The sequence below is a fragment of the Kineococcus gurbantunggutensis genome (genome assembly GCF_050871925.1).
GTDB lineage: Bacteria > Actinomycetota > Actinomycetes > Actinomycetales > Kineococcaceae > Kineococcus.
Genome location: NZ_JBJLSG010000039.1, coordinates 1 through 13,089, shown reverse-complemented (window position 1 = coordinate 13,089; position 13,089 = coordinate 1). Strand labels below are relative to the sequence as shown.

At 74.5% G+C, this 13,089-nt stretch carries 14 protein-coding genes; 11 read left to right on the top strand and 3 right to left on the bottom strand.

Translation table 11 applies throughout. From position 1 onward, the window contains the following. Window positions 1-157 precede the first annotated feature (157 nt). The 3 genes from ACRYR7_RS09880 to ACRYR7_RS09870 all read right to left on the bottom strand — a co-directional run bounded on the left by ACRYR7_RS09880 (window position 158) and on the right by ACRYR7_RS09870 (window position 2,726). Window positions 158-1,648, bottom strand: coding sequence for a SulP family inorganic anion transporter (locus ACRYR7_RS09880; protein ID WP_432571914.1), 1,491 nt, complete (start codon window positions 1,646-1,648; stop codon window positions 158-160). 63 nt (window positions 1,649-1,711) lie between these two features. Further along, window positions 1,712-1,891 (bottom strand): hypothetical protein, encoded by a 180-nt coding sequence (locus ACRYR7_RS09875; protein ID WP_432571913.1) that lies wholly within the window; start codon window positions 1,889-1,891, stop codon window positions 1,712-1,714. A 124-nt stretch (window positions 1,892-2,015) separates the two neighbouring features. Then, entirely contained in the window at window positions 2,016-2,726 is a 711-nt protein-coding gene (locus ACRYR7_RS09870; protein ID WP_432571912.1) for a methyltransferase domain-containing protein, read from the bottom strand. A gap of 357 nt (window positions 2,727-3,083) precedes the next feature. Between ACRYR7_RS09870 and ACRYR7_RS09865 the strand changes: the two genes are divergently transcribed. The 11 genes from ACRYR7_RS09865 (at window position 3,084) to ACRYR7_RS09815 (ending at window position 13,036) form a co-directional block, all read left to right on the top strand. Next, a complete protein-coding gene (locus ACRYR7_RS09865; protein WP_432571911.1) occupies window positions 3,084-3,896 on the top strand; it encodes a glucose-1-phosphate cytidylyltransferase in 813 nt (270 codons plus the stop codon). Between the two features lie 25 nt (window positions 3,897-3,921). Next, window positions 3,922-4,971, top strand: coding sequence for an NAD-dependent epimerase/dehydratase family protein (locus tag ACRYR7_RS09860; protein WP_432571910.1), 1,050 nt, complete (start codon window positions 3,922-3,924; stop codon window positions 4,969-4,971). Continuing rightward, window positions 4,968-5,513 carry a dTDP-4-dehydrorhamnose 3,5-epimerase gene (gene rfbC, locus ACRYR7_RS09855; RefSeq protein WP_432571909.1) on the top strand — a complete coding sequence of 182 codons (546 nt, stop codon included), beginning with the start codon at window positions 4,968-4,970 and terminating at the stop codon, window positions 5,511-5,513. Before ACRYR7_RS09860 ends, rfbC begins: the two co-directional genes overlap by 4 nt. Then, window positions 5,510-6,799: an NAD(P)H-dependent oxidoreductase gene (locus ACRYR7_RS09850; RefSeq protein WP_432571908.1), complete on the top strand. Its 1,290-nt coding sequence runs from the start codon at window positions 5,510-5,512 to the stop codon at window positions 6,797-6,799. The genes rfbC and ACRYR7_RS09850 overlap by 4 nt, the downstream gene beginning before the upstream one ends. Window positions 6,800-6,911: 112 nt before the next feature. Beyond that, window positions 6,912-7,832: a Rossmann-like and DUF2520 domain-containing protein gene (locus tag ACRYR7_RS09845; protein WP_432571907.1), complete on the top strand. Its 921-nt coding sequence runs from the start codon at window positions 6,912-6,914 to the stop codon at window positions 7,830-7,832. After that, window positions 7,825-8,682 carry a pantoate--beta-alanine ligase gene (gene panC, locus ACRYR7_RS09840; RefSeq protein ID WP_432571906.1) on the top strand — a complete coding sequence of 286 codons (858 nt, stop codon included), beginning with the start codon at window positions 7,825-7,827 and terminating at the stop codon, window positions 8,680-8,682. Before ACRYR7_RS09845 ends, panC begins: the two co-directional genes overlap by 8 nt. Window positions 8,683-8,778: 96 nt before the next feature. Further along, window positions 8,779-10,302, top strand: a complete 1,524-nt coding sequence (lysS, locus tag ACRYR7_RS09835; protein ID WP_432571905.1) for a lysine--tRNA ligase — start codon at window positions 8,779-8,781, stop codon at window positions 10,300-10,302. 54 nt (window positions 10,303-10,356) lie between these two features. Next, the gene (locus ACRYR7_RS09830) at window positions 10,357-10,521 is read left to right on the top strand and encodes a hypothetical protein (RefSeq protein ID WP_432571904.1); all 165 of its coding nucleotides are present in this window, start codon (window positions 10,357-10,359) and stop codon (window positions 10,519-10,521) included. Window positions 10,522-10,631: 110 nt separating this feature from the next. Then, window positions 10,632-11,006 (top strand): histone-like nucleoid-structuring protein Lsr2, encoded by a 375-nt coding sequence (locus tag ACRYR7_RS09825; protein ID WP_432571903.1) that lies wholly within the window; start codon window positions 10,632-10,634, stop codon window positions 11,004-11,006. A gap of 177 nt (window positions 11,007-11,183) precedes the next feature. Next, on the top strand, window positions 11,184-12,191 hold the full coding sequence (locus tag ACRYR7_RS09820; RefSeq protein ID WP_432571902.1) for an ATP-binding cassette domain-containing protein: 1,008 nt from the start codon (window positions 11,184-11,186) through the stop codon (window positions 12,189-12,191). After that, entirely contained in the window at window positions 12,188-13,036 is an 849-nt protein-coding gene (locus tag ACRYR7_RS09815) for an ABC transporter permease subunit (protein ID WP_432571901.1), read from the top strand. Before ACRYR7_RS09820 ends, ACRYR7_RS09815 begins: the two co-directional genes overlap by 4 nt. Window positions 13,037-13,089 lie beyond the last annotated feature (53 nt).

Sequence of the window (13,089 nt, the reverse complement as noted above, 5' to 3'; positions counted from 1 at the left end):
ACGGGACGGGGTGCCGGGCGTCCGGAGCCCGCCGGACGCACCCGGGTGCGCAGCTGCAGCCGGTCGCGGGCGGAGAGCCCGGCGCACCGACCCGGTCCCGGCCGCGGAACCCGACCCCGCGTGGACCCGGTGGACCCGGAAGGCCCCGGAGGACCCCTCAGCCCTCGGCGGTGGCCCGCCCCGCCAGGCGCCCGTGCAGGGCCGCGGTGGGGGCGTTCATGCCGACGATGCCCACCTCGGTGCCGCGGGCGGCGTACTTCTGCCGCACGGCGTCGAGGGCGGCGACGCTGGAGGCGTCCCAGACGTGCGCGTCGCTGAAGTCGATCGTGACGCGCCGCGGGTCGCGGGCGTAGTCGAACTGGCCGACCAGGTCGCCGGAGGAGGCGAAGAAGAGCTGCCCGTGCACGTGGTACGTGCGGTGGCCGCCGTCGGCGTCGAGGTCGCTGGTGAGGGTGACCAGGTGCGCGACGCGGCGGGCGAAGAGCACGCACGCCAGCAGGGTGCCGCCCAGCACGCCGTAGGCGAGGTTGTGGGTGAGCAGCACGATCACGACGGTGAGCAGCATGACGGAGGTCTCGCTGCGCGGCATGGCGCGCAGGGTGGAGGGGCGCACGCTGTGCCAGTCGAAGGCGCCGTAGCAGACGAGGAACATCACGGCCACGAGCGCGGCCATGGGGATGCGGGCGACGACGTCGCCGAGGCCGACGACGAGCACGAGCAGGAACGCGCCGGCGAGGAAGGTGGACAGGCGGGTGCGGGCGCCGGAGACCTTGACGTTGATCATGGTCTGGCCGATGACGGCGCAGCCGCCCATGCCGCCGAAGAGGCCGGTGGCGATCTGCGCGGTGCCCTGGCCGATGGACTCGCGGGTCTTGGAGGAGCGGGTGTCGGTGATCTCGTCGACGAGCGTGGCCGTCATGAGGGACTCCATGAGCCCCACGAGCGCCACGCCCACGGCGTAGGGGGCGATGGTGCGCAACGTGTCCAGGGTGAGGGGCACGTCGGGCAGGCCGAGGGCGGGCAGGGTGCGCGGCAGGGCGCCCTCGTCGCCGACGGTGGGCACGTGCACGCCCGCGAGGACGGTGAAGGCGGTGAGGGCGACGACGGTGACCAGCGGCGCGGGCACCGAGCGCAGCACCTTCGGCACGGTGACGAGCAGGGCGAGGCCGGCGGCGAGCACGGCCCACACCTGCCAGCCGACCCCGCGCAGGTTGGGCAGCTGGGCCAGGAAGATGGAGATCGCCAGGGCGTTGACGAAGCCGGTCATGACGCTGCGCGGCACGAAGCGCATGAGGCGGGCGGCGCCGAGCAGGCCCAGGGCGATCTGCAGGACCCCGGCGAGCAGGATCGCGGCGACCAGGTACCCGGCGCCGTGGGCGTGCGAGAGGGGCGCGACGACGAGGGCGACGGCGCCGGTGGCGGCGGAGATCATCGCGGGCCGGCCCCCGACGACGGAGGTGACGACGCCCATGACGAAGGAGGAGATGAGCCCGACGCGCGGGTCCACGCCGGCGACGAGGGAGAAGGAGATCGCCTCGGGCACCAGCGCCAGGGCCACGACGAGGCCGGCCAGGACCTCGGTGCGCAGCGTCGCGGGGGAGCGCGCCCAGGCGGGCAGGTGCAGGGCCGGGCGGGCGGGGGTGGGCACCGCACGACTCTAACCAAGCGTGAGGGTCGTGCGGCGCCCGTGCGGTCCCGTCCCGCGGCGGCCTCAGCGGGGGGCGCCCCCGGAACCGCGCCCGCGCAGCTGGCCGACCACGGACTCGATCTTGCGCCGCGTGGCGGGGTCCTTGGCCGCCGCCTGCGCGCGCCGGGTCGCCTCCTGCGTGAGCTTGCGCCCCTGCGGGGTGGACAGGAACTTCGTCACCTTGCCGAGCAGCCCTCCGGCCACTGCTACCGCCTCCTCCTGGTGCGTGCGGTGCTGTCCGTGGGGGAACGTTCTCGCGCGCCCCGCGGTGCCGCCACCGGAGGGGTGGCGCCGGAGGGGTGGCGCGGGAGGGGTGGCGCCGGGGCGCTCAGCCCTTGCGCAGGACGACGGCGACGTCGGTGACGGTGAAGAGGAACTCGCCGGCGCGCGCGCTGCGGCGCAGGTCCTCGATCCAGCCGGCGGCGCGGGCGGCCAGGCCCGGGTCGTCGGCGACGGCGGCCAGGACGCCGGTGGCGACCTTCCAGGCCACCGAGCCCTCGTCGAAGCGGCGGTGCGGGTCGGCCCAGGAGTGCACGGACTCCACGGTGAAGGGGCTGCGGGCGGCGTGCCGCAGCAGCTTGCGGCCGGCGAAGCCGTCCACGGGGGAGCCGCCGGCGGGGGCGTGGGCGACGAAGCGGTCCAGCAGGGTGCGGGTGAGGGCGTCGTCGTCGCTGGTGAACAGGGCCGTGTCCCAGTCGGAGTGGGCCAGCACGGCCGTGCCGCCGGGGCGCAGCACGCGGTGCACCTCGGCGAGGTGGGCGTCGACGTCGTGCAGGTGCTCGACGGCGTTGAGGGAGACGGCCACGTCGGCGGCGGCGTCCTCCAGGGGGAGGTCCTCCAGGTCGGCGATGTGGGCGCGCACCCGCTCGTCGAGGAGCAGGTCGTCGTCGAGGGTGGAGCCGACGTCGACGGCGTGCACGAGGCGCGGGCGGGCGTGCAGCAGGGCGCGGGTGGTGCGGCCGGTGCCGCAGGCCAGGTCCACCGCGACCGAGCCCTCGAAGGGGCGGGCGAGCGTGGCGACGTTCTCGAAGCGGCCCACAGCAGGAGGGTAGGCCCTGCGGGTGCGGCACCGCCGGGCGGTGGGCCCCCGCCGGGAGGGCGTCCGCCGCCGCCGTCCACGTCGCTGCGTCACCTGTGAGCAGCGCTGCGTGAAGGGTTCGGCCCGCCGTACCCCCGGACGGGGAGTCTTGCCGGGCAGAACCGCATATCACGCTCCGTGCTGGAGGGCCTGTAGTAGCCTCGGCACGCACCTCGACGGGGATCCGGCGGCGCGAATTCGTGGGGGGTTCGATCCGCGGCCGGTGAGCGTCTCCGAGTGCTGCCCCCACCTGTCCAGGCGCCGCGACCCGCGGCGGCCGGTCGACGTCCGTCGGATCGAGTGGGGGAACAACTGACGATGAGCGCTGCGACGCCCGTGTCCGAGATCCCGGTGGTCATCCTCTGCGGAGGCATGGGCACCAGGCTGCGCGAGGCCAGCGAGAAGCTGCCCAAGCCGCTGGTCGACATCGGCGGCCGGCCGATCCTGTGGCACATCATGAAGCTCTACAGCTCGCACGGCTTCCGCAAGTTCGTGCTGTGCCTGGGGTACAAGAGCGACCTCATCAAGCGCTACTTCCTGGACTACCGGATCAACGCCGGCGACTTCACGCTGAACCTCTCCTCGCAGGACGCCCCGACCTACCACACCAACGGTGTGCAGGAGGACTGGGAGATCACCTTCGTCGAGACGGGCCTGACCACCGCGACCGCGGCCCGCATCAAGCGCGTCGAGCAGCACCTGACCGCCGACAAGTTCCTGCTGACCTACGGCGACGGCCTCGGCGACGTCGACATCGCCAAGACGCTGCGCGACCACGAGGCCGGCGGCCGCCTGGCCACCGTCACCGCGGTGCACCCCAGCTCGCGCTACGGCGAGATGCACGTCACCGGCGACACCGTCACCGAGTTCAACGAGAAGCCGACCCTGGCCGACGGCTGGGTCAACGGCGGGTTCTTCGTCTTCGACCGCGCGTTCGCGGACAAGTACCTCGAGGACGACCCGGACATGATGCTGGAGCAGGCCCCGCTGCAGCGCGTGGCGCGCGACGGCCAGCTGACCGTCTCCCAGCACGAGGGCTACTGGCTGGGCATGGACACCTTCCGCGAGTGGACCGAGTTCAACAAGCTCTGGGACTCCGGCAAGGCCCCGTGGAAGACCTGGGAAGACTGAGCACCGAGGAACCGGAGAACCACCCGTGAAGATCGTCGTCACCGGCACCGAGGGCTACCTCGGCTGCCTGCTCGCCCCGACCCTGCTCGACGCCGGCCACTCGGTGCTGGGCATCGACACCGGCTACTACCGCAACGGCTGGCTGTACAACGGCGTCTCCGCCTCCGTGGAGACCCTGGCCAAGGACATCCGCCACGTCACCGAGGCCGACCTCGCCGGCGCCGACGCCGTGGTGCACATGGCCGAGCTGTCCAACGACCCGCTGGGCGAGCTCATCCCCGACGTCACGTTCACCGTGAACCACAAGGGCTCGGTGCGCCTGGCCGAGACCGCCAAGCGCGCCGGCGTGCAGCGCTTCGTCTACATGAGCTCCTGCTCGGTGTACGGCGTGGCCGAGGACACCGTCGACGAGACCTCGCCGGTGAACCCGCAGACCGCCTACGCCGAGTGCAAGGCGCTCGTCGAGCGCGACGTGGCCCCGCTGGCCGACGACGACTTCTCGCCGACGTTCATGCGCAACGCCACCGCCTACGGCGCCTCGCCGCGCCAGCGCTTCGACATCGTGCTGAACAACCTCGCGGGCCTGGCGTACACCACCGGCGAGATCGCCATGACCTCCGACGGCTCGCCCTGGCGGCCGCTGGTGCACGGCCTGGACATCGCCAAGTCGATCCGCGCGGTGCTCGACGCCCCGCGCGAGGCGGTCCACAACCAGGTCTTCAACGTGGGCGACTCCAAGCAGATCTACCGCGTGCGCGAGATCGCCGAGGCCGTCGGGCGCGCGCTGCCCGAGGCGCGCGTCACCTTCGGGCAGAGCAACGGCGACAACCGCAGCTACAAGGTGAACTTCGACAAGATCCACGCCGCGCTGCCGGGCTTCTCCTGCGACTGGGACGCCGACAAGGGCGCCGCCCAGCTCGTCGAGGTCTTCCGGGCCATCGACCTGGACCGGGAGACCTTCACCGGCCGCGGGCACACCCGCCTGAAGCAGCTGGAGCACCTCATCAAGACCGAGCAGCTCGACAAGGACCTCTTCTGGCGCAGCTTCGCCGGCTCGGAGGGCTCGGCCGCGTGAAGATCACCACCACCGACGTCGAGGGCGTCGCGATCGTCGACCTCGAGGAGCGCGCCGACGAGCGCGGGTTCTTCGCCCGCACCTTCTGCCGCGACGAGTTCGAGGCGGCCGGGCTGGTGCCCGCCGTGGAGCAGTGCAACCTGTCGTACAACCACCTCGCGGGCACGCTGCGCGGCATGCACACCCAGGTCGACCCCGCCCCGGAGGCCAAGCTGGTGCGCTGCACCGCCGGCGCCATCCAGGACGTCATCGTCGACCTGCGCCCCGGCTCGCCCACGTACCTGAAGCACGTGGCCGTGGAGCTGAGCGCGCAGAACCGCCGCGCCCTGTACGTCCCGCCGTACTTCGCGCACGGCTACCTCACGCTGACCGACGGCGCCGAGGTCGTGTACCAGGTCAGCCAGAAGTACACCCCGGGCACCGAGCGCGGCCTGCGCTGGGACGACCCGGACCTGGCGCTGCCCTGGGCGCGCGACGTGGCCGTCATCAGCGAGAAGGACGAGAGCTGGACGCTGCTGGCCGACGGGGCGGTGCTGTCGTGATCATCGTCGACAACGCCCTCAAGCAGCGCCAGGCCGAGGGCCGCCCGATCCGCGTGGCCCTGGTGGGCGCCGGGTTCATGGGCCGCGGCGTGGTCAACCAGGTCGTCAACTCCGTGCCCGGCATGGACCTGGTCGCCATCGCCAACCGCACCGTGTCCAAGGCGCGCGACGCCTACGAGCAGGCCGGGCTGACCGGCGTGGTCGAGGCCGACGACGCCGCCGCGGTGGACCGCGCGATCTCCGCCGGCCGCCCCGTGGTGTCCGCCTCGTACGAGGCGGTCGTCGACGCCGGCCAGGTCGAGGCCGTCGTGGAGGCCACCGGCAACACCGAGTACGGCGCCCACGTCGTCGTGCGGGCCATCGAGGCCGGCAAGCACGTCGTGCTGCTCAACGCCGAGGTCGACGGCACCGCCGGCCTGGCGCTGCGCAAGCGCGCCGAGAAGGCCGGCGTCGTCTACACCGGCGCCGACGGCGATCAGCCCGGCGTGCAGATGAACCTGCTGCGCTTCGTGCGCTCCATCGGCGTCACGCCGCTGGTGGCCGGCAACATCAAGGGCCTGCAGGACGAGTACCGCAACCCCACCACCCAGGAGGGGTTCGCGCGGAAGTGGGGCCAGGACCCGTACATGGTGACGAGCTTCGCCGACGGCACGAAGGTGTCGTTCGAGCAGGCCCTCGTCGCCAACGCGGCCGGGTTCACGGTGGAGCAGCGCGGCATGCGCGGCGCCGACCACCACGGGCACGTCGACGAGCTGACGGGGAAGTACGACGTCGAGCGGCTCAAGGAGCTCGGCGGCGTCGTGGACTACGTCGTGGGCGCCAAGCCGGGCCCGGGCGTGTACGTCCTGGGCACGCACGACGACCCCAGGCAGCAGCACTACCTCAACCTGTACAAGCTGGGCGAGGGACCGCTGTACTCGTTCTACACGCCGTACCACCTGTGCCACTTCGAGGTCCCGCTGACCGTGGCGCGCGCGGTGCTCTTCCGCGACGCCGCGATCGTCCCGGGCGACGAGGTCAAGGTCGAGGTCGTCACCACCGCCAAGACCGACCTGAGCGCCGGCAAGGTGATCGACCGCCTCGGCGGGTACGACACCTACGGCGTGGCCGAGAGCTACGGGGTGACCAGGGCGCAGGACCTCCTGCCCATGGGCGTGGCCGAGGGCTGCACCCTCAAGCGCGACGTGAAGAAGGACGAGGTCCTCACCTACGACGACGTCGTCCTGCCCGAGGGCCGGCTCATCGACGCCCTGCGCGCCGAGCAGGCCGCGATCCTCGCCGGCTGACGCACCCCGCCCCGGACGCCCGCCCGACCACCCGGTCGCGGCGGGCGTCCGCGTCCCCGGCGCCGCCCGGGCCGCCCCGGTGCCCGCCCGCGCGCGGGGTTAGGGTTCCGCGGTGAACTCCGCCGGCCGCCTGGACGTCGCCGTCGTCGGCGCCGGGCGCGTGGGCCCCGTGCTCGGCGCGGCGCTGCGCGCCGCCGGGCACCGCGTCACCGGGATCGCCGCGCGCACCCGCGCCGCCGCCGAGCGCGTGGAGGCGCTGCTGCCGGGCGTGCCGTGGGTCGAGCCCGCGCAGGCGTTCACCGCCGACCTGGTGCTGCTGGCCGTGCCCGACGACGCCCTGGCCCCGCTGGCCGCGCGGCTGGCCCCCGCCGCCCGCCCCGGGCAGCTCGTCGCGCACACCTGCGGCCTGCACGGCACCGCGGTGCTGGCCCCGCTGACCGCGGCCGGTGCGATGCCCGCCGCCCTGCACCCGGCGATGACGTTCACCGGCACCTCCCTGGACCTGGGCCGCCTGCGCGGCGCCGCGGTCGCCGTCACCGTGCCGCCGCTGCTGCTGCCCGTGGCCGAGGCGCTGGTGCGCGAGTGGGGCGCGGTGCCCGTGCCGGTGGCCGAGGAGGACCGCCCGCTCTACCACGCGGCCCTGGCGCACGGCGCGAACCACCTGGTCACCCTCGTCGCGCAGGCGCTGGACGCCGCGCGCGGGGCCGTGGGCGAGGCCGCGCCCGAGGTGCTGCGCCCCCTGCTGGCCGCCGCGCTGGACAACGCGCTGAGCGCCGGCAGCGCCGCCCTGACCGGGCCGGTCGCGCGCGGCGACGCCGGCACCGTCGCCGCCCACCTGCGCGTGCTCGCCGAGCGCGCGGGGGAGGGCACCGCCGCCACGTACGCGCGGCTGGCCGCCGTCGCGGCCGAGCGCGCGCAGGCCGCCGGGCGGCTGGACGCCGCGGCCGCCGGCGCCGTGCGCGCGGCCGTGGCGGCCGCCGAGGACCACCGGGCCGCTCGCGCCCGGGACGGGGAGGAGCTGGACCGTGGGTGAACTGGTCGTCGCGCGCACGCGGGCGGAGCTGAGCGCCGCCCGGGCGCAGCTGGAGGGGCCGGTCGCGGTCGTCATGACGATGGGCGCGCTGCACGCCGGGCACGCCCGCCTGGTCGCCGCCGCGCGCGAGCGCGCCGCCTCCGTCGTGGTGACGGTGTTCCTCAACCCGCTGCAGTTCGGGCCGAACGAGGACCTGGCCCGCTACCCGCGCACCCTGGACGAGGACCTGCGCCTGGCCGCCGCGCACGGCGCGGACCTGGTCTTCGCCCCCGGCCCCGACGTCGTCTACCCCGACGGCGACCCTGGCGTGCGGGTCAGCGCCGGCCCGCTGGGCGCGGTGCTGGAGGGCGCCAGCCGCCCGGGCCACTTCGACGGCGTGCTCACCGTCGTGGCCAAGCTGCTGCACCTGACGCGCGCCGACCTGGCGTTCTTCGGGCAGAAGGACGCCCAGCAGCTGCTGCTCGTGCGCCGCATGGTCCGCGACCTGGACCTGGGCGTGGAGGTCGTGGCCGTGCCCACCGTGCGCGAACCCGACGGCCTGGCGATGTCCAGCCGCAACCGCTACCTCACCCCCTTCGACCGGGAGGTCGCGCTCGTGCTGCAGCGCGCCCTGGCCGCCGGCGCGGCCGCCGCCGCCGAGGGCCCCAGCGCGGTGCGCCGCGCCGCGCGCGACGTGCTCGTCGCCGAGCCCGCCGCCCGCGTGGACTACCTGGCGCTGGTCGACCCGCACGACCTGGCGGACCTGCCCGAGCACCACCGCGGCGAGGCGCTGCTGGCGGTGGCCGCCCGGGTGGGCTCCACCCGCCTGATCGACAACGTCCCCCTCGTCGTCGGCCGCGCCGGGGGCTGAGCCCGGCGCCGGTCCGGGGACCGGGGACCGGGGACCGGGGGCCTCCCGGGCGCGCGGGCGTCCGGGGCCGCCCCCGCGCGCGGATAGCCTGGGGCGGTGAGCGAGGCGCAGCAGGCAGAACCGGTGGACGCGGGCGAGGGGTTCGAGGACCTGCCCGAGCAGGTGCGGGTCCGCCGCGAGAAGCGCGAGCGCATCCTCGCCGCCGGCGGGGAGGCGTACCCGGTCGCCGTGCCGCGCACGCACTCCCTGGCGCAGGTGCGCGAGGGCTGGGCGCACCTGCAGCCCGGCGAGGAGACCGACGACGTCGTGGGCGTGACCGGGCGCGTGGTGTTCCTGCGCGGCACCGGCAAGCTGGTGTTCGCGACCCTGCAGGAGGGCGACGGCACCCGCCTGCAGGCGATGCTCTCGCGCGACGGCGTCGGCGAGGAGGCGCTGGCCGGCTGGAAGTCCGACGTCGACCTCGGCGACGTCGTGTTCGTGCGCGGTCGGGTGATCTCCTCCAAGCGCGGGGAGCTGTCGGTGATGGCCGACTCGTGGGCGATGGCCGCCAAGGCCCTGCGCCCGCTGCCGGTGCTGCACAAGGAGCTGTCCGAGGAGGCGCGCGTGCGCCAGCGCTACGTCGACCTCATCGTGCGCGAGCAGGCCCGCACCAACGTGCGCGCCCGCTCGGCCGTGGTGCGCTCGCTGCGCAGCACCCTGGAGGACCGCGGGTTCCTGGAGGTGGAGACCCCGATGCTGCAGGTGCAGCACGGCGGCGCCAGCGCCCGGCCGTTCGTCACCCGCTCGAACGCCTTCGACACCGACCTGTACCTGCGCATCGCCCCCGAGCTGTTCCTCAAGCGCTGCGTCGTCGGCGGCATCGAGCGCGTGTTCGAGATCAACCGCAACTTCCGCAACGAGGGCGCGGACTCCACGCACTCCCCGGAGTTCGCGATGCTCGAGGCGTACCAGGCCTGGGGCGACTACGACTCCATCGGCGAGCTGACCCGGACCCTGGTGCAGACCGCCGCGCAGGAGGCGTTCGGCACGCAGGTCGTCACCCTGGCCGACGGCACCGAGTACGACCTGGGCGGCGAGTGGGCCTCCCTGTCCATGTACCCCTCGCTGTCGGCCTCGCTGGGGGAGGAGATCACCCCGGACACCCCCCGCGAGCACCTCATCGCCCTCGCGGAACGCCTGGGAATCGCCGTGGACACCGTCCGCTGGACCCACGGAAAGCTCGTCGAGGAACTGTGGGAACACCGCATCGCCGATTCCCTGGAATCCCCGACCTTCGTGCGCGACTTCCCCGTGGAAACCTCCCCGCTGGTGCGCGCGCACCGCACGCTGCCCGGCGTGGTGGAGAAGTGGGACCTGTACGTGCGCGGTTTCGAGCTGGCCACCGGGTACTCCGAGCTCGTCGACCCGGTCGTGCAGCGCGAGCGCTTCACCGAGCAGGCCCGCCTGGCCGCCCTGGGCGACGACGAGGCCATGCGCATCGACGAGGACTTCCTGCGCGCCCAGGAGCACGGGATGCCCCCCTGCGGCGGCATGGGCATGGGCATCGACCGCCTGCTCATGGCCCTGACCGGCCTCGGGATCCGCGAGACCATCACCTTCCCGCTGGTCAAGCCGCGCTGAGCCGGCACCGGGCGCCCCGCCGGGGGCGCCCGGTGCCGGACGTACCCTGGGGCCGTGGACGTCCTCGCCGCGCTGCTGCCCCCCGCCGGGCTGCTGGTGCTCTTCCTGCTGCTGATGCGCTCGATCCTGCACGCGGACCGCAGGGAGCGCGCCGCCGCCGCGCGCGCCCGCGCCGACCGCGAGCGGGAAAAGGCCCCGCACGACGGCTCCCCTTCCTGAGCGGGCCTTGAAGCCCTTTTGACAAGAATGCGGGAAAGGCGCCACACTCCCCTTCGGCGGCCGCATTCCCGCGAGCGCCCCGATTCGACCCCGAAAGGGTGCTCCCAGCGATGGCTCAAAAGGTCCAGGTCCTGCTCGTCGACGACATCGACGGTGGCGACGCCGCGGAGACGGTGACGTTCTCGCTGGACGGCGTGGACTACGAGATCGACCTGTCCGAGGAGCACGCCGGCGCCCTGCGCGAGGCCATGGCGACCTGGGTGGGCCACGCCCGCAAGGTCAGCGGCCGCTCCTCCGGCGCCTCGCGCCGCTCGGCCCCGCGCGAGCGCGCCCAGGGCCGCTCCTCCTCCACCCCCTCCGGCCCCTCGCGCGACACCGGCGCCGTGCGCACCTGGGCCAAGGAGAACGGCTACACCGTCTCCGACCGCGGCCGCATCTCCGCCGACGTGCTGCAGGCCTACGACGACGCCCACCAGGAGGGCTGAGCCCGCCGCGCCCCCCGGCTGACCACGGCCGCGCCCCCGACCGACGGGGGGCGCGGCCGTCGTCGTCCCGGCGGCGCCGGTGGGGGTACCCGCACCGCGACTCCCGGTGGATGCCGGCGCCGGCGCGGGCGCGGCAGGCTGGGGCCGTCCCGTTCACGACCCCGGAAGGGCCAGCTCATGATCGAAGCGGTCGGCCTGCGCAAGGTGTACGGCAAGAAGGTGGCCGTGCACGACCTGAGCTTCACCGTCCGGCCCGGCATCGTCACGGGCTTCCTCGGGCCCAACGGCTCCGGCAAGTCCACGACCATGCGGATGGTCGTCGGCCTGGACCGGCCCACGGCCGGGCACGTCCTGGTGGACGGCGTGCCCTTCACCCGGCAGCGCGCGCCGCTGTCCGCGGTCGGCGCGCTGCTGGACGCCAAGGCGGTGCACACCGGCCGCTCGGCGCTGAACCACCTGCGGGCGATGGCCGCCACGGCCGGCGTCCCGCGCCGCCGCGTCGACGAGGTGATCGACCTCGTGGGCCTGCGCGAGGTCGCGTCCAAGCGCGCCGGCGGCTTCTCCCTGGGCATGGGCCAGCGCCTGGGCATCGCCTCCGCGCTGCTGGGCGACCCCTCGACGGTCCTGTTCGACGAGCCCGTCAACGGCCTGGACCCCGACGGCATCCTGTGGATCCGCAACCTCATGAAGGACCTCGCCGCCCAGGGGCGGGCGGTCTTCGTCTCCTCGCACCTGATGAGCGAGATGGCGCTGACGGCCGAGCACCTCGTCGTCATCGGCCGCGGCCGGCTCATCGCCGACGAGAGCGTGCGCTCCTTCGTGGACCGGGTGCAGCCGCGCGGCGTGGTCGTGCGCTCCCCGCAGGTCGACGAGCTGACCGAGCTGGTGCGCGCGGCCGGCGGCAGGATCAGCCCGGTCGGCGACGGCTCCTTCGACGTGCGGGACCTGACGGCCGAGCGCATCGGCGACGCGGCGGCCGCGCGCGGGGTGGCCCTGCACGAGCTGACCACCGTCAAGGCCTCCCTGGAGGAGGCGTTCATGGAGCTGACGGCCGACGCGGTGGAGTACCAGGCGCACGCCGGCGCCGGTGCGTCCCCCACGCCCCCCGCGGCCCCGGCCGCTCCCGTCCCGCCGCCGGCGACCGCCGGTGCGCACGCCCCCGCCCGTGAGGAGGTGTCGCGGTGAGCAGCGCGACCGCGTCCCTGAGCAAGACCGTCCCGCAGTACGCCGGCACCCCCTACCGGGTGACCTTCCCCGGCCTGGTCCGCTCGGAGTGGATCAAGTTCTGGAGCGTGCGCTCCGTCGTGGTGACGGTGCTGCTGTCCGTCGTGGCGATCGTCGCGCTGGGCACCCTGCTCTCCTGGGCGGTGGCCTCCTCGATCGCCGACCCCGCGCCCGGCCGCACGCCCGGCCCGCCCGGCGTGGACGCCACCGGCGCCTCGATGCAGGGCGCGCAGATCGCCAGCCTGGTGCTGGCCGCCGTCGGCGTCATCGTCATCGCCGGGGAGTACTCCACCGGCATGATCCGCACGTCCTTCACCACCGCGCCCGGCCGCCTGGGCGTCTACGCCGCCAAGGCCCTGGTGCTGGCCGTCTCCGTGGCGCTGGCCTCGGGCGTGGCCGTCCTCGCCGCCTTCCTCCTCGGCCAGGCGGTGCTGGGCACTCAGGACGCCGGGGTCTCCCTCGGCGACGAGGGCGTGCTGCGGGCCGTCCTCGGCCACGTGGTGATGATCGTCGGCTTCGCCCTGGCCGGGCTCGGGCTGGGGGCGCTGATGCGCAACTCCGCCGGCGCCATCTGCACGATCATCGCCGCGATCTTCGTCGTCCCGCTGCTGCTGATGCTCGTGCCGGAGTCCTGGGGCGGGGAGACGGTCCGCGAGTACTGGTTCTCCAACTCGATCACGGGGATGACCTCCGTCTCGCCGGCCCCGGCCTACCTGGAGCCGCTGCCCGGCGCGCTCGTCTTCGCCGCCTGGGTCGCGGTCCTGCTGGGCCTGGGCGCGCTGTCCCTGAGGACCCGGGACGTCTGAGCCGGCCACCGCGTCCCGCACGGGGGGCGGTCGCGCTCACCGCGGTGCGCCCG